Annotated in this window: 16 protein-coding genes and 1 pseudogene; 13 read left to right on the forward strand and 4 right to left on the reverse strand. The window is 74.9% G+C overall.

What is annotated here, in order from left to right:
- Positions 1-3 precede the first annotated feature (3 nt).
- The 11 genes and pseudogenes from ACYVAP_RS05600 to ACYVAP_RS05650 all read left to right on the forward strand — a co-directional run bounded on the left by ACYVAP_RS05600 (position 4) and on the right by ACYVAP_RS05650 (position 13349).
- On the forward strand, positions 4-1332 hold the full coding sequence (locus ACYVAP_RS05600) for an ATP-binding protein (protein ID WP_264450286.1): 1329 nt from the start codon (positions 4-6) through the stop codon (positions 1330-1332).
- A gap of 71 nt (positions 1333-1403) precedes the next feature.
- On the forward strand, positions 1404-2606 hold the full coding sequence (locus ACYVAP_RS05605; RefSeq protein WP_498859905.1) for a 5-(carboxyamino)imidazole ribonucleotide synthase: 1203 nt from the start codon (positions 1404-1406) through the stop codon (positions 2604-2606).
- Positions 2607-2664: 58 nt separating this feature from the next.
- Positions 2665-3177: a 5-(carboxyamino)imidazole ribonucleotide mutase gene (purE, locus tag ACYVAP_RS05610; RefSeq protein WP_498859906.1), complete on the forward strand. Its 513-nt coding sequence runs from the start codon at positions 2665-2667 to the stop codon at positions 3175-3177.
- A gap of 124 nt (positions 3178-3301) precedes the next feature.
- A pseudogene (locus tag ACYVAP_RS05615) lies at positions 3302-3895 on the forward strand (acyltransferase); the annotation flags it as partial.
- 158 nt (positions 3896-4053) lie between these two features.
- Positions 4054-5163, forward strand: a complete 1110-nt coding sequence (locus ACYVAP_RS05620) for a DegT/DnrJ/EryC1/StrS family aminotransferase (protein WP_498859907.1) — start codon at positions 4054-4056, stop codon at positions 5161-5163.
- Positions 5164-5165: 2 nt separating this feature from the next.
- Complete coding sequence (locus tag ACYVAP_RS05625) at positions 5166-6188, forward strand: Gfo/Idh/MocA family protein (RefSeq protein ID WP_498860433.1); 1023 nt, start codon at positions 5166-5168, stop codon at positions 6186-6188.
- Positions 6185-7678: a glycosyltransferase family protein gene (locus tag ACYVAP_RS05630; protein WP_498859908.1), complete on the forward strand. Its 1494-nt coding sequence runs from the start codon at positions 6185-6187 to the stop codon at positions 7676-7678. Before ACYVAP_RS05625 ends, ACYVAP_RS05630 begins: the two co-directional genes overlap by 4 nt.
- Positions 7675-9678, forward strand: a complete 2004-nt coding sequence (locus tag ACYVAP_RS05635) for a DUF6541 family protein (protein WP_498859909.1) — start codon at positions 7675-7677, stop codon at positions 9676-9678. The genes ACYVAP_RS05630 and ACYVAP_RS05635 overlap by 4 nt, the downstream gene beginning before the upstream one ends.
- Positions 9679-9757: 79 nt before the next feature.
- Positions 9758-11596 (forward strand): ABC transporter ATP-binding protein, encoded by a 1839-nt coding sequence (locus tag ACYVAP_RS05640; protein ID WP_498859910.1) that lies wholly within the window; start codon positions 9758-9760, stop codon positions 11594-11596.
- Complete coding sequence (locus ACYVAP_RS05645) at positions 11593-12720, forward strand: glycosyltransferase family protein (protein WP_137770349.1); 1128 nt, start codon at positions 11593-11595, stop codon at positions 12718-12720. The genes ACYVAP_RS05640 and ACYVAP_RS05645 overlap by 4 nt, the downstream gene beginning before the upstream one ends.
- Positions 12717-13349, forward strand: coding sequence for a Type 1 glutamine amidotransferase-like domain-containing protein (locus tag ACYVAP_RS05650; RefSeq protein WP_498859911.1), 633 nt, complete (start codon positions 12717-12719; stop codon positions 13347-13349). The genes ACYVAP_RS05645 and ACYVAP_RS05650 overlap by 4 nt, the downstream gene beginning before the upstream one ends.
- A 27-nt stretch (positions 13350-13376) precedes the next feature.
- On the opposite strand, the gene ACYVAP_RS05655 is transcribed toward ACYVAP_RS05650, so the two are convergent.
- From ACYVAP_RS05655 to ACYVAP_RS05665, 3 genes are read right to left on the reverse strand one after another with little or no spacing between them, the layout of a single operon-like run.
- Entirely contained in the window at positions 13377-14468 is a 1092-nt protein-coding gene (locus ACYVAP_RS05655; RefSeq protein ID WP_498859912.1) for a glycosyltransferase family protein, read from the reverse strand.
- Positions 14465-15571, reverse strand: a complete 1107-nt coding sequence (locus tag ACYVAP_RS05660; protein WP_498859913.1) for a glycosyltransferase family protein — start codon at positions 15569-15571, stop codon at positions 14465-14467. Before ACYVAP_RS05660 ends, ACYVAP_RS05655 begins: the two co-directional genes overlap by 4 nt.
- Positions 15568-16965 carry a glycosyltransferase family protein gene (locus tag ACYVAP_RS05665; protein WP_498859914.1) on the reverse strand — a complete coding sequence of 466 codons (1398 nt, stop codon included), beginning with the start codon at positions 16963-16965 and terminating at the stop codon, positions 15568-15570. The genes ACYVAP_RS05660 and ACYVAP_RS05665 overlap by 4 nt, the downstream gene beginning before the upstream one ends.
- 129 nt (positions 16966-17094) lie before the next feature.
- Between ACYVAP_RS05665 and wecB the strand changes: the two genes are divergently transcribed.
- On the forward strand, positions 17095-18162 hold the full coding sequence (gene wecB, locus ACYVAP_RS05670) for a UDP-N-acetyl glucosamine 2-epimerase (protein ID WP_498859915.1): 1068 nt from the start codon (positions 17095-17097) through the stop codon (positions 18160-18162).
- The gene (locus ACYVAP_RS05675) at positions 18159-19331 is read left to right on the forward strand and encodes a glycosyltransferase family 4 protein (RefSeq protein ID WP_498859916.1); all 1173 of its coding nucleotides are present in this window, start codon (positions 18159-18161) and stop codon (positions 19329-19331) included. Before wecB ends, ACYVAP_RS05675 begins: the two co-directional genes overlap by 4 nt.
- Before the next feature lie 48 nt (positions 19332-19379).
- Here the strand turns inward: ACYVAP_RS05675 and ACYVAP_RS05680 are convergent, their stop codons facing one another.
- Complete coding sequence (locus tag ACYVAP_RS05680; RefSeq protein WP_498859917.1) at positions 19380-20426, reverse strand: acyltransferase; 1047 nt, start codon at positions 20424-20426, stop codon at positions 19380-19382.
- Between the last annotated feature and the right edge of the window lie 37 nt (positions 20427-20463).

Below are 20463 nucleotides of genomic sequence, written 5' to 3' on the forward strand. Positions count from 1 at the left end.
CGCGTGCTGCAGGCGACCATGATCACGGTGCTCCTGGTCGTCCTCATCCTCGGCATCCCGCTCGGCTACTCGTGGCTGACGCTGTCCCAGCAGAGCCTCACCACCCAGGCGACCAGCATCCTCGACGAGGTCCGCGTCGACACCGACTCCCGGCTCGCGAGCAAGCGCGATCTCGACCAGGCGCTGCTCCAGCGGCACGTCGACGCCCAGACCGACCTCCACGTCGCGATCGAGGTCACCCACGACGGCCAGGTGATCTCCGTCGGCGAGGACCCCGGCGACTCGCCGCTGCAGGTCTCGACCAACGGGGCGAACGGCCAGTCGATCCGTGTGCTCATCCCGCAGTCCGACGTGCGCGCCCACACCGCGAGCGCGATCGTGCTGCTCGTGGTCGCGGGCCTCGCGGCGCTCTCGATCGGCGTCTCGGTCGCGCTGTGGCAGGCGCAGCGGATCTCCATGCCGCTCTCACGGCTCGCCCGCCGTGCCGAGGAGATGGGCAGCGGGCGCGCCCGCGGCCCCTGGACCGACGCCGGCATCGTCGAGGTCGACGAGGTCGCCGAGGAGCTCATCCGCTCCGGCGCCCAGCTCACCGAGCGGCTCGAGGCGGAGTCCCGCCTCGCCTCCGACGCCTCCCACCAGCTGCGCACCCCGCTCACGGCGCTGTCCATGCGGCTGGACGAGATCCTCGCGACGAGCTCCGAGGAGTGGGTGCGCGAGGAGGCCCGCATCTCCCTCGAGCAGATCGACCGCCTCACCGAGGTGGTCCACGACCTCATCAACGCCCCCCGCTCCTCCCAGCGGCGCACGCCCGGCGTGGTCGAGCTGCGCACCGTGCTCACCCAGCAGAGCGAGGAGTGGGCGCCCGCGTACCGCCGCGCCGGCCGGGAGCTGCGCATCCAGGTGCCGCGCAGCGCCGCCGTGTGGGGATCGACGGGCCCCCTCACCCAGGTCGTCGCGACGCTCATCGAGAACGCCCTCATGCACGGCGGCGGCCGCACGAGCGTCAAGGTGCGCCGCAACGACCACTCGACCGTCGTCGAGGTCATGGACGAGGGCGGCGGCATCGACCCCGCGCTCGGGCACCGCATCTTCGAGCGCTCCGTCTCCGGGCGCAGCTCCAAGGGCACCGGCGTCGGCCTCGCCCTCGCGCGGACCCTCGTGGAGGACGACGGCGGCCGGCTCGAGCTGCTGACGGAGAGCCCCGCGACCTTCGGCGTCTTCCTCATCTCCGCGCCCGGCGAGGAGGAGCCGGCGGGGACCGAGCGCACCGACGACCTCTCCTCGCTGCCGCAGGGCTCCGTGGTGCGCCGGCGCCACCGCTCCCGCGGCTGAGGCTCGAGCTCGGACGCCGGCAGGGGCGGACGGCCGGGGACGGCGCCCACGGCCCCGCCTACACTGATCCGGTGCCTGATGCCCCCACCCCCCTGACCTCCGCCCGCAGCGCCCACAGCGCCCACCGCATCGGCGTCGTCGGCGCCGGGCAGCTGGCCCGCATGATGCTGGGCCCCGCGATCGAGCTCGGCCTGGACCTCACCGTCCTCGCGACCGACCCGGCCGAGAGCGCCGCCGCGGTCGCCGGGGACGTCACCCTCGGCGCCCATGACGACGAGCGCGCCGTGCGCGAGCTCGCCGGCGCCGTCGAGGTCGTCACCTTCGACCACGAGCACGTGCCGCCGCGGATCCTCGAGGGGATCGGCCGCGACGGCCTCGCCGCCGTCCGGCCCGGCCCGGACGCCCTCCTGCACGCCCAGGACAAGCTGCACATGCGCGAGCGGCTCTCCGCGCTCGGCCACCCCTGCCCGCGCTGGTGGCGCCTGCCCGACGCGGACGCCCTCGAGGCGGCGCTCGCCGAGGCGGGCGGCCGGATCGTCGTGAAGACCCCGCGCGGCGGCTACGACGGCCACGGCGTGCGGATCGTCGAGCGCGCCGAGGACGTCGCGGACTGGTTCGCCCAGGGCGGCGACCTCCTCGGCGAGGAGCTCGTGCCCTTCGCCCGTGAGCTCTCCGCCCAGGTGGCCCGCCGGCCCGGGGGAGAGGCCGTCGCCTACCCCGTCGTCGCCTCCCGTCAGAAGGACGGGGTCTGCTACGAGGTGATCGCCCCCGCGCCGGACCTCGACCCCGAGGCCGAGCGTCGGATCCGCGAGCTGGCCCTCGCGATCGCCGAGGACCTCGACGTGGTCGGCATGCTCGCCGTCGAGCTCTTCGAGACGGCCGACGGCGTGGTGAGCGTCAACGAGCTCGCCATGCGCCCCCACAACACGGGCCACTGGTCCATGGACGGCGCGGTCACCGGTCAGTTCGAGCAGCACCTGCGCGCCGTCGCGGACCTCCCGCTCGGCGCGACCACCCCGCTCGCCCCGTGCGCGGTCATGGTGAACCTGCTCGGCGGCGCCGCCGAGGACCTCCGCCCCGGCCTCGAGGCCGCGCTCGCCGCGGATCCCGAGCTCACGGTGCACCTGTACGGCAAGTCCGTGCGGCCAGGCCGGAAGATCGGCCACGTCACCCTGCTCGGCGAGGAGCCGGGCGCCCTCCTCGAGCGCGCCCATCGTGCCGAGCGCCTGATCGTCGACGGCCCGGAGGACGGCGACGCCGTCCCCGCCCCGTGACCCGCCACCGCGACCCGACCCGTCCCCGTCCTACCCCCGTCATCGCAGGAGAGACCGCATGAGCACCCCCGCGCCGCTGGTCGGCATCGTCATGGGATCCGATTCCGACTACCCCGTCATGAAGGCCGCCGAGGAGGCGCTCGCCGAGTTCGGGGTCCCCGTCGAGGTCGACGTCGTCTCCGCGCACCGCATGCCCGAGGACATGGTCGACTACGGCCGCGGCGCCGCGGGCCGCGGGCTGCGGGCGATCATCGCGGGCGCCGGCGGGGCCGCGCACCTGCCCGGCATGCTCGCCGCCCTCACCCCGCTGCCCGTGATCGGCGTGCCGGTGCCGCTCAAGCACCTCGACGGCATGGACTCCCTGCTCTCGATCGTGCAGATGCCCGCCGGCGTCCCGGTCGCGACCGTCTCGATCGGTGGGGCCCGCAACGCCGGGCTGCTCGCCGCGCGGATCCTCGCCGCCGGCGGGGACGAGCGCGCCGCGGAGCTCCGCGCGCGCATGGAGGCCTTCCAGGCGGAGCTGCGACAGGTCGCGCTGCGCAAGGGCGAGGCGCTGCGCTCCTCCCGCTGATCCCCCCAGCCCCCGCGGGCCCGCGTGAAGGGCCTGTGGAGGGCCGGGGCGAGATGTGCAACAGCTGCCGGGCCCGCGCCGTGGTTCCTGGGAAGCGGCTGGTCCGCGCGGTATCGTCGAGGCCATGACGAACACCCCCGCGTACCGGGTGGCCCCGGGCGCCGACATCGCCGAGGACGCCGTGATCGGCGCGGGCAGCGCGATCTGGCACCTCGCCCAGATCCGTGAGGGCGCCGTCCTCGGCGCCGACTGCATCGTGGGTCGCGGCGCCTACATCGGCTCCGGCGTCGAGATGGGCGCCGGCTGCAAGGTCCAGAACCACGCCCTCGTCTACGAGCCCGCCCGGCTCGCCGAGGGCGTCTTCGTGGGTCCCGCCGTCGTCTTCACGAACGACCACTTCCCCCGCGCCGTGAACCCGGACCTCAGCCCGAAGTCCGCGAGCGACTGGGAGCCCGTGGGCGTGACCTGCGAGCAGGGCGCCTCGATCGGCGCCCGTGCCGTGTGCGTCGCCCCCCTGACGATCGGCGCCTGGGCGATGGTCGCCGCGGGCGCCACCGTCGTGAAGGACGTCCCGCCGCACGCGCTCGTCGCCGGGGTGCCCGCCCGCCGCCTGGCCTGGGTGGGCCGCGCCGGGGAGAAGCTCGTCCCCGCCTCCGACGGCACCGACGCGTGGGTGTGCCCGGTGACCGGCGAGTGGTACATCCCCGACGAGTCCACGGGCGGCCTCCAGCTCGCCTCGACCCCCGTGGTCGACGCCCCCCGCCCCGCCCCGCTCGAGGCCGACGACGCCGACGACTCCACCGACGCCCCGGCCGCCGTGGGAGCCGACAGCAGCTCCAGCACCGACAGCACCGATGAACAGGACGGATCCGCACGATGACGACCGATCTCCCCATGATCCCCGCGGCCAAGCCGCTGATCGGCCAGGAGGAGCGGGACGCGGTGGATCGCGTGCTCGCCTCCGGCATGGTCGCCCAGGGCCCCGAGGTCGCGGCTTTCGAGGAGGAGTTCGGCGCGGCCCTCGTCGCCGGCCGCGAGTGCGTCGCCGTGAACTCCGGCACCTCGGGCCAGCACCTCGGCATGCTCGCGCTGGGCCTCGGCCCGGGCGATGAGGTCATCGTGCCCTCCTTCACCTTCGCCGCCACGGCGAACTCCGTCGCCGTCTCCGGGGCGACCCCGGTCTTCGTCGACGTGGACCCCGAGACCTTCACGCTCGACCCCGCCGCCGTCGAGGCCGCGATCACCGAGCGCACCGTCGGCATCCAGCCCGTGCACCTGTACGGCCACCCCGCGCCGATGGACGAGCTCCTCCGGATCGCGGACGCCCACGGCCTGTGGATCTTCGAGGACGCCGCCCAGGCGCACGGCGCCACCTGGCAGGGCGCGCCCGTCGGCAGCTTCGGCCGCGGCGCGATGTTCTCGCTGTACCCCACGAAGAACATGACCTCCGGCGAGGGCGGCATGGTCGCGACCGACGGCCCGGAGCTCGCCCGCCAGGTGCGGCTGCTGCGCAACCAGGGCATGGAGAAGCAGTACGCGAACGAGGTCGCCGGCTTCAACAACCGCATGACCGACATCCACGCCGCGATCGGCCGCGTCCAGCTGGGGAAGCTCCCCGCCTGGACCGCCCGCCGCCAGGAGCTCGCCGCCCATTTCGACGCGCACCTCGAGGGCGTCGTGACGCCCGTGGTCCGCGAGGGCGCCGTGCACGTCTACCACCAGTACACCGTCCGCATCGAGGGAGCGAGCGCCGCCGAGCGCGACGCCTTCGCGACCGCCCTGCGCGAGGAGCACGCCGTGGGCTGCGGGGTCTACTACCCGACCCCCGTGCACCGCCTGGACACCTTCCGCGTGGACCTCGACCTGCCCGTCACCGAGATGCTCGCGCGCGAGGTGCTCTCGATCCCCGTGCACCCGAGCGTGAGCGATGAGGACCGCGACCGCATCGTCGAGGCCGTCAACGCCGTCGCGAAGGCGGGGGCGTGAGCATGACGGACCAGACGCGCACCCCGCTCCGGGCCGGGCTGATCGGCCTCGGCATGATGGGGCGCCACCACGCCCGCAACCTCCGCGCCCTCGAGGGCGTGGACCTCGTCGCCGTGGCCGACGCCTACGGCGACCCGCACGGCGCCGCCCCCGGCCACGAGGTGCTGCCGGACGTCGACGCGCTCATCGCCGCCGGGATCGACTACGCGGTCGTCGCGGTCCCCACCCAGTTCCACAAGGACGTCGCCCTGCGCCTCGCCGAGGCCGGCGTGCACACCCTCGTCGAGAAGCCCCTCGCCTTCGACATCTCCGAGGCGGAGGAGATCACCGCCGCCTACGAGGAGGCCGGGCTCGTGGGCGCCGTGGGCTACATCGAGCGCTACAACCCCGCCCTGCAGGAGATGCGTCGGCGCATCGCCGAGGGCCAGCTGGGGGAGATCTACCAGATCATCACCCGCCGCCAGGGCGGCTTCCCCGCCCGCATCGCCGACGTCGGCGTCGTCAAGGACCTCGCGACCCACGACCTCGACCTCACCGCCTGGGTCGCCCAGTCCTCGTACGCGCAGGTCGCCGCGACCTCGACCCGCCGCTCGGGCCGCGAGGACGAGGACATGGTCTCGATCGCCGGGCGCCTCGCCTCCGGCACGATCACCAACCACCTCGTGAACTGGCTGTCCCCCTTCAAGGAGCGCGTGACCGTCGTGACCGGCGAGAACGGCGCGCTCATCGGGGACACCGTCAACGCGGACCTCACCTTCATCGCGAACGCCGAGGCGGACACGAACCACTGGGACCACATGGCGTCCTTCCGCGGGGTCAGTGAGGGCGACGCGATCCGCTACGCGCTCCAGCGCACCGAGCCGCTCGCGACCGAGCACGAGGCCTTCCGCGACGCCGTCCTCGGCCAGGGCTCGAACATCGTCACCATGCGCGAGGGCCTGCACACCGTGCGCACCGTCGAGGCGGTGCTCGAGTCCGCGCGCGAGGGGACCGTCGTCGTCCCCGATCCGGGCCCGGGGGCATGAGCAGGCAGGCCGCCGTCCGCGCCGCGCGCACCCATGCCCTGCGGTGGGCGGCGCGCGGCGCGCGCGTGCTCCCCGGTGCGCCCGGGGACCGCGCGCGCTACATGGACACCATGGACCGGATGGACCGCGGCGAGCTCCCCGCCGACGGCGCCGACGTGCAGGACGCCCTGCTCACCCGCTCCGACGCCCTCGTCGCCGCCGGGAGGCACGAGGAGGCGCTCGGCTGGTTCGACAAGGCGCTGCGCCTCGCCCACCACCCCGCGCAGCACTACGACGCGACCCCGTCGCCGCTCGCCACGGACCCCGCCGCCTTCCTCGCCCCGTTCCGGGCGGCGCGGCTGGGCCCGCTGCTGCTCGACCTCCCCGCGCACGACCCCGGCCCGAGGCGCCCCGCCCCGCGCACCGCGGAGGACGGCGCGCCCGTGCGGCTGCTCGTCGTCGCCCAGCGCAACTGGACCTTCGTCGACCCGGTCATCGAGTCGCTCGGCGCGCGCGGCGTGGAGATCCGCCGCTTCGAGGTGGACTCCCTGCCGGTCGCCGAGCGCCCCTCCCGGGAGCGGGTGCTCCGGGCCCGGCTCGACCTCGCCCTGCACGGTCGGCGCCTGCCCACCCCGGCGCCGCTCGCCGAGCAGATCGAGTGGGCCGACGTCGTCCTCGTCGAATGGGGCCACCACGTCCTGACCTGGATGTCGCTGCTCGAGCTGATGCCCCGCCGCACGGTCGCGCGCTTCCACCGCTTCGAGGTCTACACGCCGTTCCCGCTGCTGACGGTGTACCCGGTGATCGACCGGGTGCTCTTCGTCTCCGGGCACGTGCGCATCCTGCTCGACCACCTCACCCCGCACCTCTCCCGGGCCGGCTCCGTGCTCGAGGTGGAGAACTTCCTCGCCCACGGGCTCGGGCCCGAGCCGGGCGCCGGCCACGACCCGCACCTGCTCGCACAGGTGGGCTGGGTGCGCCCGGTCAAGGACGTGCTCTTCACGCTCGACCTGCTCGAGCACCTGCGGGAGACGGATCCGCGGTTCCGTCTGCTCCTCGTGGGGCCCGGCCTGCCGGACTCCTCCGCGGACGACTCCGCCCATGAGCGGAAGGTCCGCGCCCGCCTCGCGGCGCTGCCCGCCGGATCCGTGCAGATCCTCGGCCCGCGCGACGACGTCCCCGACGTGCTCGCCGGCGCCGGATGGATCGTCTCCTCCTCCCTCGTGGAGGGGGTGCACGAGGCCGTCATGGAGGGCCTCGCCGCCGGCTGCCTGCCCCTCGTGCGCGACTGGCCCGGCGCCCGCGCGTACGGCGGCGCCCGCACGATCTACCGCGAGGACTGGGTCGTGGCGGACGTCGACGCCGCCGCGGAGCGCGTGCGCAGCGTGCTCGAGGGCGGCGACCTCGCCGCGCTGTCCCGGGACGCCCGGCGCTGGGTCGTGGCCCGCCGCTCCCCGGAGTACGTGGTGCAGCGGTACGAGGACGCGATCGTCCCCGGCCGCCGTCCATGAGCACCGACTGGATCCTGCCGACCCTGCTGGCCGCGGCGCTGCTGAGCGCGCCCGGGCTGCTCCTGCTGCGCGCGGGCGGGGCGCGGATCGCCGTGGGCCTCGGCGCCGCGCCGCCCGTGACCGTGCTGCTGACGGTCCTCGCCGGGGCCGCCCTGAAGCTCGTGGGCCTCCCGTGGTCCCCGGTGACGGCGACCGGCTCCCTCGTGCTCGCCGTGCTCGTGGTGCTGCTCGTGCGCGCCCTCCTGCGCCGCCGCCGTGCGAGCACCGCGGCGGACGGGGCGGGGGAGCGGGAGCGGCGCCCGCTCCGGGCGCGGGTGCTCGACGGCCTCCCGGTGCTCGTCGCGGCCGTCACGGGCCTCGCGACCGCGGCCGGTGCGCGCGCCGGCATGGGCACGATCGACACGCTCAACGGCAGCTACGACTCCTTCTTCCACCTCGCCGCGATCGAGTTCGTGCGCGAGGACGGCGACGCCTTCCTGCTCACCGCGCTGCAGGGGATCTACCAGGAGCCCACCTTCTATCCGGCCGCCTGGGACGTGATCACGGCCCTCCTGCCCTTCGGGCCGGTGACCTCGGCGAACGCGATGGCGCTCGCGATGCTCGCCCTGCTCCCCGCCGCGCTCGCCGCGATGACCGGGCTGCTCCTGGGACCGGCGACCCCGCCGCTCGAGCGGCGCGTGCTCACCGCCGCCTCCGCCCTGTGCGCGCCCCTGTTCCTCTCGCTCCCGGTGATCACCCTCGTCATGGGGCTGTGGCCCTTCGTGCTCGGCTCGCTGTGCCTGCCCGTCGCGCTCGGCGCGCTGTGGCGGATCGCGGCGGTCCTGCCCGCGCCGGGCCGGCTGCGGGCGGAGCTCCCGCAGGCCGCGGGGACGCTGCTGCTCGGGACGGTGCTGCTCGTCGGCGCCGTCCTCGCCCACCCCTCGAACGTGTTCTCGCTCGGGGCGGCGGTCCTCGCCGCGCTGCTCGCGCGCGCCGTGGTCGACGTGCTCGGCACCGCCCACCGCCGGCGCGGGGTGCGACTGCTCGTGGCCCTCGCGGCGCTCGCCGTTCTCTACGCGGCGGGATCCGGGGTGCTGCTCGCCTCGATGGACCTCACGACGACCTCCCCCTGGGGCTGGCCCGCGCTGCTCGTCTCCGTGCTCATCGACCGTCCCCGGCTCACGGTGCTCCCGGTGCAGCCGTGGCCCGTGCTCGTGCCCTGGCTGCTCGCGGCCCTCGGCCTGCTCGCCGGCCTCCGCTCCCGGCGCACGGACCCCGCCGCCGTGGCCCTCGCGGCGAGCGCGACCGCGCTGCTCGGCGTCGTGCTCGCCCTCAGCATCCTCACCAACGTCCCCTCGCCGCTCGCCCGTGCCTGGGTGAACCCCTGGTACGGGGCCCGCGAGCGGATCGCCCCGCTGCTGCTGTGCGGCGTCACCCTGCTCGCGATGCTCGGAATGCGCGCCCTGCTGCGCCGCGACCGCAGCGGGCAGGGCCGGCGCTGGCGCACCCCGGTCGCGGCGGCCCTGCTGGGCGCGACGGCCGTCGGCGCCGTCGCCGTCCCGGACCGGCTGCCCTTCGTCGGCTCCCTCGCCTACACGGCGTACGGCGTGCAGCTCGCACCCTACGTCACCCCGCGCGAGCGGGCCTTCATCGAGCGCTCCGCCGCGGAGCTGCCCGAGGGCGCCGTCGTCATCGGCAACCCGCGCGACGGCGAGGCGCTCTACTGGTCGCTCGGGGGAGTGGAGACGGTGTTCCCCACCCTCGCCGAGCCGCAGACCCTCGACTCCCGCCGCGCGGCCCGCTACCTCGACGAGGCGGCGACCAATCCCGACGTGTGCGAGTCCTGGAAGAAGGTGGGTGCGGACCACCTCTACGTCGACACCTCCGCCGAGTCCGGCGAAGCGATCGCCCCGGGCCCCTCCGAGCTGTGGGAGGGACTGCAGGAGATCCCGCAGGACCGCCTCGTGCTCGTGGACCGCGACGGTCCCTATGCCCTCTACCGCATCGAGCCGCTGTGCTGAGCCCCGCCGGCTCGCCCCGCGATAGCGTGCACCCACCGAGCGCGGGGACGCCCCGTCCCCGCCGAGAGGAAGCCCACCCGTGAAACAGACCGTCCAGACCGTGCTGCGCACGATGTCCGTGCTGCCCCGCGACGCCAAGACGTTCCTGTGGACCTTCGCGGTCGTCATGAGCCTGCTCGCGCTGCTGGACGTCATCGCCCTCGGCGCCGTCGCGATCGCCCTGCCCGGGCTCACGGGCGGCGCCCCCGAGGTGACCGTCCCCGTCGTCGGCTGGAAGCTCGTGGGCTTCGGCCAGGTGACGAGCCTCGTCGGCGTGTTCGTGGTGCTCACGATCGTCAAGTCGGTGCTGAACCTCATCACGATCCGCGTCGCGACCCGGCGCTTCGCGAAGCACGAGGTCGCGATCGGCCAGATGCTCTTCCGCTCGTACATGTCCGCCCCGTGGGTGGACCGCACCTCGCGCTCGAGCCAGGAGATCATCCGCATGGTCGACTCCGGCGTCGCCGCGGTCGTCGCGAACGTGCTCATGCCCTCGATGACCGTGATCAGCGAGTTCGCCACGATCTCCGTCATCACCGCGGGCCTGTTCATCGCGGACTGGAAGATGGCGCTCGCCACGATGATCTACCTGGGCATCGTCGCGATCGTGCTGTCGCGGGTCATCTCCCCGCTCGCCGTGCGCAACGGCGCCGTGAACCGCGACAACTCGATCCAGGTGGTGCAGCTGCTCGGCGAGGTGCTCTCCTCCCTCAAGGAGATCACCCTCAAGGGCAACGAGAAGGAGGTCGAGGCGATCGTCGAGGACCGCCGCGGCACCGCCTCGGAGACCCGCGCCTTCGCGCAGTACTACAACCAGATGCCGCGCTTCGTGCTCGAGGCGGGGCTCGTGGGCGGCTTCGTCGTCGTCGGCGGGGTCGGCTACCTCGGCTCGGGCCCCACGGGCGCGCTCGCGTCCGTCGCACTCTTCGCCGTCGCGGGCTTCCGCCTGCTGCCCTCGCTCACCCGCTTCCAGTCCACCCAGAACCGGATCCTCACGAACGCCGCGTTCTCCGAGTACATCATCGACGACATCGAGCACGCCCGGGAGGCGGTCTCCCGCACGGAGCGCCCGGACAGCGGCGTGCTGCCCGCGGGCCCGCGCGACATCGTGCTCGACGACGTCACCTACGTGTACCCCAGCCGTGAGGAGCCCGCCGTGCGCCGCGTGTCGCTGCGGATCCCGGCCGGCTCGTCGGTCGCCTTCGTGGGCTCCTCGGGCGCGGGCAAGTCCACGATGGTGGACCTCCTGCTGGGCCTGCTCACCCCCACCGACGGGCAGATCCGCGTGGGAGGCGAGGACGTGACGACCGTGCTGCGGCAGTGGCGCTCCTCGGTGGGCTACGTCCCCCAGGAGGTCGCCCTGTTCGACGTGTCCGTCGGCGAGAACATCGCGCTCACCTGGGACCCCTCGGGAGTCGACGAGGAGCGGGTGCGGGCCGCCCTCGCACGGGCCCAGCTGCTCGACGTCATCGAGGCCCGCCCCGGCGGGATCCACGGCAAGGTCGGGGAGCGGGGCACGACGCTCTCCGGCGGCCAGCGCCAGCGCCTCGGCATCGCCCGCGGCCTCTACGCCGATCCCCAGGTGCTCGTCCTCGACGAGGCCACCAGCGCCCTGGACACCAAGACCGAGGCCGCCGTGACCTCCGCGATCCGCGACCTCGGCGAAGACGTCACCACGATCACGATCGCCCACCGGCTCGCGACGATCCAGCACTGCGACGTCGTCTTCTACATGCAGGAGGGCGAGGTCCTCGCCCAGGGCAGCTTCGAGGAGGTCGTCGACGCCGTCCCCGCCTTCGCGGAGCAGGCCGCGCTCGCCGGCCTCGCCCACGCCGCCGCCGACGGCGCCCCGTCCGAGTCCGCCGAGGAGCCCGCATGAGCAGCCTGCTGATCCTGTCCTTCTCCACCCTCACCTCCGACCCGCGCGTGCAGCGGCAGATCTCCCTGCTCGCCGAGCAGCACGAGGTGACCACCGTGGGCTTCGGGGAGCGGCCGCACCCCGGCGTGGAGCACGTGGAGATCCCCGACGGCACCCGCGCCTGGCCCAGCTCCAAGCAGCACCTGCTCACCGGCCGCTACCGCGGCGCCTACTGGTCGATGAGCGCGGTCGCCGCGGCCCGAGAGCTGCTCGCGGACCGGGTGGGGACGATGGACGCGGTCCTCGCCAACGACACGAACACGCTGCCGCTCGCGCTGTGGCTCGCCCCGCGCCGCGGCGTGCACGCGGACCTCCACGAGTACGCCCCGCGGGAGAAGGAGCACCAGCTCGCCTGGCGGACCTTCGTCGCCCCCTACCAGCGGTGGCTCTGCCGCACGTGCCTGCCCGAGGTCGCCTCGGTCACGACGGTCTCCCCGGGGCTCGCGCGCGAGTACGCGGCCCGGTTCGGCGTCGAGGTCGAGGTCGTCACGAACGCCTCCGCCCACCGCGACCTGCCCGTGCGCCCCACCTCCGCGCCGATCCGGCTGCTGCACACGGGCGTGGCCCGCGCGAACCGGCACCTCGAGGCGATGATCGAAGCCGTGCGCGGGCTCGAGGGCGCCGTCACCCTCGATCTCATGCTCATGCCCAGCGAGCCCGGGTACATCGAGCAGCTCGGCGCGCTCGCGGCCGAGGTCCCCGGCGCGGCCTTCCGCGACCCGGTGCCCTACGCGCAGCTCGTGGACACCGTCGCCGAGTACGACGTGTCCCTCGTCGTCTTCCCGAACTCGACCTTCAACCTCGAGCACTCCCTGCCCAACAAGCTCTACGAGGCGGTGCAGGGGCGCACCGGCGTGATCGTCGGCCCCTCCCCGGACATGGCAGACCTGGTGCGCGAGCACTCCCTCGGGGCGGTGCTGCCCGCCGCGACCGCCGAGGCCATGCATGCGGAGCTCGCCGCGCTCACGCCGTCGACCGTGGATGCCTGGAAGCGCGCGGCCGACGCCTCCGCCGAGGTGCTCTCCGCCGAGCGGCAGGTGCTCACATGGCAGCGCGCGATCGAGCGGATCCTGTCGGGACGATGAGGCTCTACCTGTCCTCGTACCAGCTCGGGGATCACCCCGAGGAGCTGGTGAGGATGGCGGGCGAGGGCGCCCGCGGCTGGGTCGTCGCCAATGCCCTCGACGGCGGCGACCCCGGGCGCCGCGCCCGCGACACCGCCCGTCAGATCGCGGCCCTCGCCCGGATCGGCCTGCGGGCGCGGGACCTCGACCTGCGCGAGCACGACCCCTCGACGATCGCCCGCGCCGTCGGGGAGCCGGACTTCGTCTGGCTCCGCGGCGGCAACGTGTTCACCCTGCGCGGGGCCCTCGCCCGCTCCGGGCTCGACGCGCTGCTCGTCGCGGGGATCCGTGAGGACGCCTTCGTCCACGCGGGGTTCAGCGCCGGGGCCTGCGTGCTCGCTCCCTCCCTCGCCGGGCTCGAGCACTGCGACGGCGTGGACGAGGCCCTCCGCCTGCACGGGGAGGTCCGATGGGACGGACTGGGCGTGCTCGATCGTCCCGTCGTCCCGCACCTGGACTCCCCGGGGCATCCGGAGACGGCGCTGCTCGGCGAGGTCGCCGCCCGCTACGCCCGTGGGGGCCAGGCCTTCTGGGCGCTCCGCGACGGCGAGGCGCTCGTGGTCGACGGCGACCGCACCGCCGTGGTGTGAGGCGCCGGGCCGTCGGGCGCCCCGCGCTCAGCCGCGGCGCAGGCGCGGCAGCTGCTGGACCGCGAGCGAGGCGGCCATGAAGCGCAGGGGCGCCTCACGGTGCAGGGCGGCGCCGAGCTCGCGCGGCAGCAGCGTGTCCGGGCGGCCGTGGCGGCGCCGGTCCCGCGCTGCGGCCATGAGCTCCGCCGCGGGGATCACCGGGTCCAGGCAGGCGTCGAGCAGGCGCCGGTCCGCTCTGGACAGGGGCCGCTCGCAGCCGGGGGAGCGCTCGAGCACGTCCGCGGTGATCGCGGCGAGGGACGCGCGCTCCTGCGCCGTCCAGATCTCCTCCTCCTGGCGGTAGAAGACCGCGCCGAACACGTGGATGCGCAGGATCTTCGTGCCGATCGCGGCGCGCGCCGCACGGGGGAGGCGCGCGTACCAGGGGGCCTGCAGGAGGTCGGGGAAGAAGCCCAGCTGCTCGGTCATCGGCCGGACGACGTAGGTGACGCGGTCGCCCGCGTCCTCCCCGATCACGTAGGGCGGGCCCAGCCGGTCGTAGGCCGTCGGGACCGTCGCCATGAGCTGCGTGACCATGCCGACGTCGCCGCCGACGGTCGCGCCCTCCACGAGGGCGGCGCCGGTGCGGGCGAGCATGTCGCGGCTCATGAGGCCCAGCGGCGCGGAGCGGTAGGAGAGTCGGTCCCGGACGAGGTCCGCGAGGCCCGCGCGGTGCATGCGCGCGGCGGGCGTCGGCACACCGCGGCCGGCCGAGCCGAGCGCGAGGCGGGTGATCACGAACTCGGCGCCGGTGCGCTCCTGCACGGCGAGCCAGGAGGCGACGGCGCCCGGGGCGAGCGTGTCGTCGGATCCCATGATCCCCACGAACGGCGTGGTCGCCGCGCGCATGCCGGCGTTGAACGGGCCGGAGGCGGAGCGGAAGGCGTCGCGGTGCTCGATGATCCGCGTTGCCTGCCGGTGCTCGGGGCGCAGCGCCCCGCGGATCTCCTCGGCGGGCCGGTTGTGGGCGACCACGAGCACCTCGGCGCTCTCGCCGTTGCCCTCGAGGATCGAGGCGACGGCCCGGCCCACGGGCCGCTCCGGGGTGTGGCAGGCGATGACGACGGTGAGCGGCCTCAACGGACGCTCCCCGCGCCGGCGAGCTCGGCCAGCAGCTGCGTGTAGGTGGCGCCCACCACGGGGGTCGAGAAGCGGTCGCCGATGGTCGCGGCGATCTCCTCGCTGGTCAGGTCACGGGTGCGGGCGTCGACATCGAGGATCGCCTCGGCATAGGCCTCCGGGTCCTGCACGTCGACGAGCGCCCCGACCTCGGGGCGCGTGTACTCGCCCTGGCCGCCGGTCGCGCCGAGCACGACGGGCCGGCCGGCGACGAGCGCCTCCGCCGCGGAGACGAAGAAGTTGTCCGCCTTCGTGGGACCGAAGAAGAGATCCGCCGCGCCGAGCGCCTCCCGCACCCCGGACGGGTCCGCGGTGCCGGCGAGATCCAGGCGGTCCTCGACGCCGAGCTCCCGGGCGAGCGCTGCGGTCGCCTCGCGCAGCGGGCCCTCGCCGAGCCACGTGAGGTGCGCGTCGACGCCGCGGCGCTCGAGCGCGGCGAGGGTGCGCACGGCGACGAGCGGGTCCTTGCGGTCGATGAGACCGCCCGTGGAGACCAGGCGCAGGGCGCCGTCGGCCCGGTCACGGCGGGGGACCAGCGGCCCCGGGTCCACGATGCAGGGCACGACGTCCGTCGGCCGGGCGCCGCGCACGGCGCGCAGCGGCGCGGCGAGGTACTCGCACACGGCGGTCGCGCGGTCCGGGAGGGCCAGCAGACGGGAGAGCACGGGCAGCGCCGCACGGGCCGCGGCGGGGAGCGTCGCGGGTGTGGTCAGCGCGGACCAGTGCTCGGTGTGCAGCCACGGGGCGCGCGGCCGGCGCAGCGCGAAGGGCAGCAGCGTGGAGAAGGCCATCGTGTGCACGGCCTCGGAGCCCTCGAGGGCGGGCCCCAGGGCACGGGTGGCCCGCAGCACCGAGAGCGGGCTGCGGGGGTCCATGGGGATCCGCAGCACCTCGATGCCCTCGTGGACGAGGCGGCGGGTGCCGTCGTCGTCCGCGGGCGGGACGAGGTGCACGAGCCGGATCGGCAGGTGCTCCGCGATCGAGAGCGCGTCCCGGACCACGAAGGCGCCGCGGGACGGCGCGGTCGCGGTCGGGAACCAGGTGGTGACGAGGGTCGTGGTCACCGGGCCTCCTCGGAGAGTCGGGCGTAGGCCTCGAGCAGGGGAGCGGCCTCCGCCTCCCAGGTCAGCTGCGGGGCGACGGCGCGGGCGCGCTCGCGGTAGGCGGCGGGGTCCTCGAGGATCCGCAGCAGCGCCGCGGCGAGGTCCGCGGGCTCCTCGCCGGAGAACACCTCGCCCACGCCGAGCTCCTCGACGACTGCGCGCATGTCCGGGAGGTCCGCGGCGGCGATCGGGAGCCCCGCGCGGATCGACTCGAAGAGCTTGTTGGGCAGCGCGTAGCGGTAGGAGAGGCAGACGGGCCGCACGTGGACCACGGCGACGTCGCCGTCGGCGAGGGCGGAGGAGACCTCCGCGGGGGCGACCGCGCCGACGAGGTGCACACGGCCGGCGACGCCGAGCTCGGCGGCGCGGGCCCGCACCTGGTCGAGGTAGTCCTCCTCGCCGTAGCCGAGCAGCACGAGGTGGACGTCGGCGGGCAGGTGGGGGAGCGCGGCGAGGGTCTCCTCGATGCCGCGGGCGGTCGTGATCCGCCCGCCGTAGGCGATGACCCGGTCGCTCGCGGAGAGACCGGCCCGCTCGCGCAGCACCCCGGTGCCCCGATCGGGCAGGGGACCGGCGACGGGCACGTTGCGCACCACGAGCGGGAGGCGGTCCAGGCGGTAGGTGCTTTTCAGCCACTCGGCGATCGAGGGGGAGACGGTGATCACGACGTCGGCCCGGGGGATCGCCACGTGCTCGATCGCGGCGTCCAGCAGCGGCGCGAGCAGGCGGCGGCCCTCGACGTTGCGGTGGCGCCACAGCTCGTGGGAGTCGTAGACGAGGCGCACCCGGCGGCCCTCGCGGCGGCCGAGCGCCTGGATCGCGAGCGCGGGGACCAGGGCGTTGGTGTCGTTCGCGTGGACGATCTCGGGGGCGAAGGCGTTCGCGGCGCGCGCGGAGCGCCACCACCAGGTGCCCAGCTCGATGGTCCGGTACGCGCGGCGGCCCAGGTCCCCTGCGGCGCGGGTGCCGAGCCGGCGCGCCAGGGCGAGGGGCGACGGCCGGCCGGCCTGCGGCGGGGCCGGGGCGGCCGACGAGACCGTCGTCGTCGCGGTGGCACTCCGGGCCGACGTGGTGGGCGAGTCCGCCGTGCCCGTCGCGGCGGGACGCCGGGTGAGGCGGGTCAGCGCGGGCGCGATCCGCTCGAGCGCGAACTCGGGGACCCGGTGCAGGTCGAGGCCGGGGGCGAGCTCGGAGGTCCCGGCGGCGCGGCCCTTGAGCCGCCGCTCGACGGCGACGATCCTCACGCGGGCGCCCTGCTCGCGCAGGGAGGCGGACTCCTTCAGCACCCGGGAGTCGTTCGTCGCGTCGTTGTGCACGAGGACCGCGACGCGCGGGGCGTTCCCTGACGAGGGCATGGTGCTCCTGGGACGAATATCGTGGGTCCGGCACACTGTAACGCGCGCACCGCACCCGAGCCGTGCAGGAACCGAGCCGTGCAGAAGCCGAGCCGTCCAGACCCCGAGCCGTCCAGGAGGACCCGCCCGATGAAGATCCTGTCCGTGGTGGGAGCCCGGCCCCAGTTCGTGAAGCTCGCCGCCGTGGCGGACGCCGCCGCGGCGGCGGAGGGCGTCGAGCACGTCATCGTCCACACCGGCCAGCACTACGACGCCGCGATGAGCGACGTCTTCTTCGCGGACCTCCGGATCCCCGCCCCCGACGTCAACCTCGGCAGCGGCTCCGGCACGCACGGCCGCCAGACCGGCTCCATGCTCGCCGCGATGGACGAGGTGCTCGAGGAGCATCGCCCGGACTGGGTGCTCGTCTACGGCGACACCAACTCGACCCTCGCGGGCACGCTCTCCGCGGTGAAGATGCACCTCAGGGTCGCCCACCTCGAGGCGGGCCTGCGCTCCTTCAACCGGCGCATGCCCGAGGAGCACAACCGGGTCCTCACCGACCACGCCGCCGACCTCCTCCTCGCCCCCACCGAGGTCGCCCGCGAGCACCTCGCCGCGGAGGGTCTCGCGGAGCGCACGGTCGTCGTCGGCGACGTCATGACCGACGTCTGCCTGCGCGTCGCCGCCGCCGTCCGGGACGAGCCGCTGCGGCTCCCCGAGGGGATCGACCCCGCCGCGGACTTCGCCGTCGCGACGATCCACCGGGCCGACAACACCGACGACCCCGAGCGGCTGCGCGCGATCGTCCGCGGTCTGCAGTCCCTCGACATCCCGCTCGCGCTCTTCGCGCACCCGCGGCTCGTGGCGAAGGCCGAGGCGGCGGGCATCGACCTCGCCGGCGGCGCCGTCCGCGTGGGGGAGCCGCTCGCCTACCCGGACCTCGTGGCCGCCGTGCAGCGTGCCCGCGCCGTCGTCACCGACTCCGGCGGTCTGCAGAAGGAGGCGTACCTGCTGGGCACGCCCTGCACGACCGTCCGCACCGAGACCGAATGGGTCGAGACCCTCGAGAACGGCTGGAACCAGCTCGTCGCGGATCTCGCCGGCCTCCCCGCGGCCGTCGGCCGGCCCCGCCCCACCGCGGACCGCCCGGACCACTACGGCGACGGGCAGGCCGCCCGGCGCGTCGTCGCGCTGCTGCAGGAGCGCGCCCGATGAGCCGCCGCCCCACCGACCCGCCGCGCGTCGTCGTCGCGACCCGCGTGTTCACGCCCGAGCCGGTCGCCGCCGCGTTCCGCCAGGAGGCGCTCGTGCGGGCCCTCGAGGAGGCCGGCTGCGAGGTGTCCGTGCTCACCACGCGCCCGCCGCGCGGCACCGTCGGCAAGGACCGCGTGCACGGCGTCTCCCGCTTCCCCGTCAAGCGCGACCATCAGCAGCAGGTGCGCGGCTACGTCTCCTACATGAGCTTCGACGTGCCCCTCGCGCTGCGCCTGCTGCTGCGGCGTCGGCCGGACGTCATCGTCGCGGAGCCGCCGCCCACCACCGGCATCGTCGCGACCGTGCTCGGCGTGCTCCGGCGCGTGCCCACCGTGTTCTACGCGGCGGACATCTGGTCCGACGCCTCCGAGAGCGTCGACAGCGTGCCCCGCGCGGTCGTCGCCGGCGTGCGGCTCATGGAGACCACCACCTGGCGCCGCGCCGCGAAGGTCCTCACGATCTCGACGGGCGTCGACGACCGGGTCGCCGCGCTGATCGGCCGGCGCCCCTCGCTGACCATGGTCGGCAACGGCATCGACACGGACACCTTCACGGCCGACGGCCCCGCCTCCGAGGAGCCCGGCCCCTACTTCGTCTACGGCGGCACCGTCTCGGAGTGGCAGGGGGCGGACATCTTCGTCGAGGCCTTCGCCCGGCTCCGCGCCGAGCGCCCCGAGGCGCGGCTGCTGTTCTTCTCGGAGGGCAGCGGCAAGGAGGAGCTCGCCGCGATGGTCGAGCGGCAGGGGATCGAGGGCATCGAGTTCCGGGGCCGGCTCGCCCCTGCGGAGATGTCCCGCATGCTCCGCGGCGCCGTCGCCGGGCTCAGCTCGATCACCCCGGGGCTGGGCTACGAGTTCGCGCTGCCCACGAAGATCTACGCGGCCACCGCCTCCGGCACCCCCGTCGTCCACGCGGGCGAGGGCGCGGCCTTCGAACGGATCCGCGGCGGCGGGCTCGGCTGGGCGAGCGCGTACGACCCCGCGCAGGTCGCGGACGCGATGCGCGCCGCCCTCGACGGGGAGGACCGCCCCACGACGGAGCACCTGCGGGAGTGGACCCTCGAGCACGCCTCGCTGCAGGGGGCGGCCGCCCGGGCCGCCGCCGCGGTCATCGAGGCCGCGGGCCGCTGAGCGCCCCGCGCGGCGGGGTCGGGGCGGCGCCCGGCACGGGCGCCGGGCTCAGATGATGAGCCGCAGCCCCGGCACCCGCTGCGCGACCAGCGCGATCACGAAGGAGACCGGCACGGTGACGAGCCACACCGTCGCCATCTGCCACAGGTCGTAGCCCTCGAGCGCGGGGATCTGCCGCAGCAGCACGAGCACCGCGAAGTGCACGAGGAACACCCCGAACGTCGCGTTGCCGAGCACCCGCAGCCAGGCCTGGGCGCGCGGCCCCACCCGCCATGACCCGGTGAGCGAGGCGAGCGCCAGGAACAGCAGCAGCGCGTAGACCATGACGCTCGGCGAGGAGTAGTCCGGCCGGAGCGTGCGCACGAGCAGCGATCCGCCGTCGTCCCGGCCCGCCTCGTACAGCCAGGTCAGCACCGCGATCGCGACGGGCGTCGTCGCGAGGGCCGCGAGCGTCCAGCGCCGCGCGACGGGCGCCACGATCGCCGCCCTGCCGATCACGAAGTACCCCGCGAAGGCCATCCAGTAGGTGAGCGAGCCCGGCTCGATCGGCCGATGGGAGTCCAGCCCCTCGATGCTCGGCTGCCGGGTCAGGTACGGCACCGCGAAGGCGAGCGCCGTCCACGCGCACGCGAGCAGCCCCAGCCCCCACGCGCGCCGACCCTCCTGCTCCGGCACCGCGTGCAGGAAGGAGCCGATCACCGGCGCGATCACGTACAGCCCGGCGATCGCCCACAGGAAGTACAGGTGGGTGAAGGTCTTGCCGGTGATGACCTGGTCGATCGCGGTGCCGACACTCATCTCCGCCCCCGCGAGGGGACCGATGACGAGCATGTAGAACGCGGACCACACCACGAGCGCGGGCAGGATCCGCACCGCCCGCTGCCGCCAGAAGGCGCCCGGGCCGCGGCGCAGCGCCGAAGGATGCAGGTTCAGGGCCCCCGCCATCATGAGGAACACCGGCACGGCCGCGGAGGCCGCCATGTCCACCGCCGTGACCCCGAGCGGCACCGAGCCCTCCTCGACGCCGCCGCCCACCACGTGCACCGCCACGACGCCGAGGATCGCGACGATCCGGATGACGTCGAGCGCGGGCACGTACTCCCGTCGCCGAGGCGCTGTGGGAGCCGGCGGT

The organism is Brachybacterium horti (genome assembly GCF_054777615.1).

Coding starts and splice junctions, on each gene's coding strand:
- purE (WP_498859906.1), top strand. CDS start 2,665: ATGAGCACCCCCGCGCCGCTGGTCGGCATCGTCATGGGATCCGATTCC.
- ACYVAP_RS05620 (WP_498859907.1), top strand. CDS start 4,054: ATGACGACCGATCTCCCCATGATCCCCGCGGCCAAGCCGCTGATCGGC.
- ACYVAP_RS05625 (WP_498860433.1), top strand. CDS start 5,166: ATGACGGACCAGACGCGCACCCCGCTCCGGGCCGGGCTGATCGGCCTC.
- ACYVAP_RS05630 (WP_498859908.1), top strand. CDS start 6,185: ATGAGCAGGCAGGCCGCCGTCCGCGCCGCGCGCACCCATGCCCTGCGG.
- ACYVAP_RS05635 (WP_498859909.1), top strand. CDS start 7,675: ATGAGCACCGACTGGATCCTGCCGACCCTGCTGGCCGCGGCGCTGCTG.
- ACYVAP_RS05645 (WP_137770349.1), top strand. CDS start 11,593: ATGAGCAGCCTGCTGATCCTGTCCTTCTCCACCCTCACCTCCGACCCG.
- ACYVAP_RS05650 (WP_498859911.1), top strand. CDS start 12,717: ATGAGGCTCTACCTGTCCTCGTACCAGCTCGGGGATCACCCCGAGGAG.
- ACYVAP_RS05665 (WP_498859914.1), bottom strand. CDS start 16,965: ATGCCCTCGTCAGGGAACGCCCCGCGCGTCGCGGTCCTCGTGCACAAC.
- wecB (WP_498859915.1), top strand. CDS start 17,095: ATGAAGATCCTGTCCGTGGTGGGAGCCCGGCCCCAGTTCGTGAAGCTC.
- ACYVAP_RS05675 (WP_498859916.1), top strand. CDS start 18,159: ATGAGCCGCCGCCCCACCGACCCGCCGCGCGTCGTCGTCGCGACCCGC.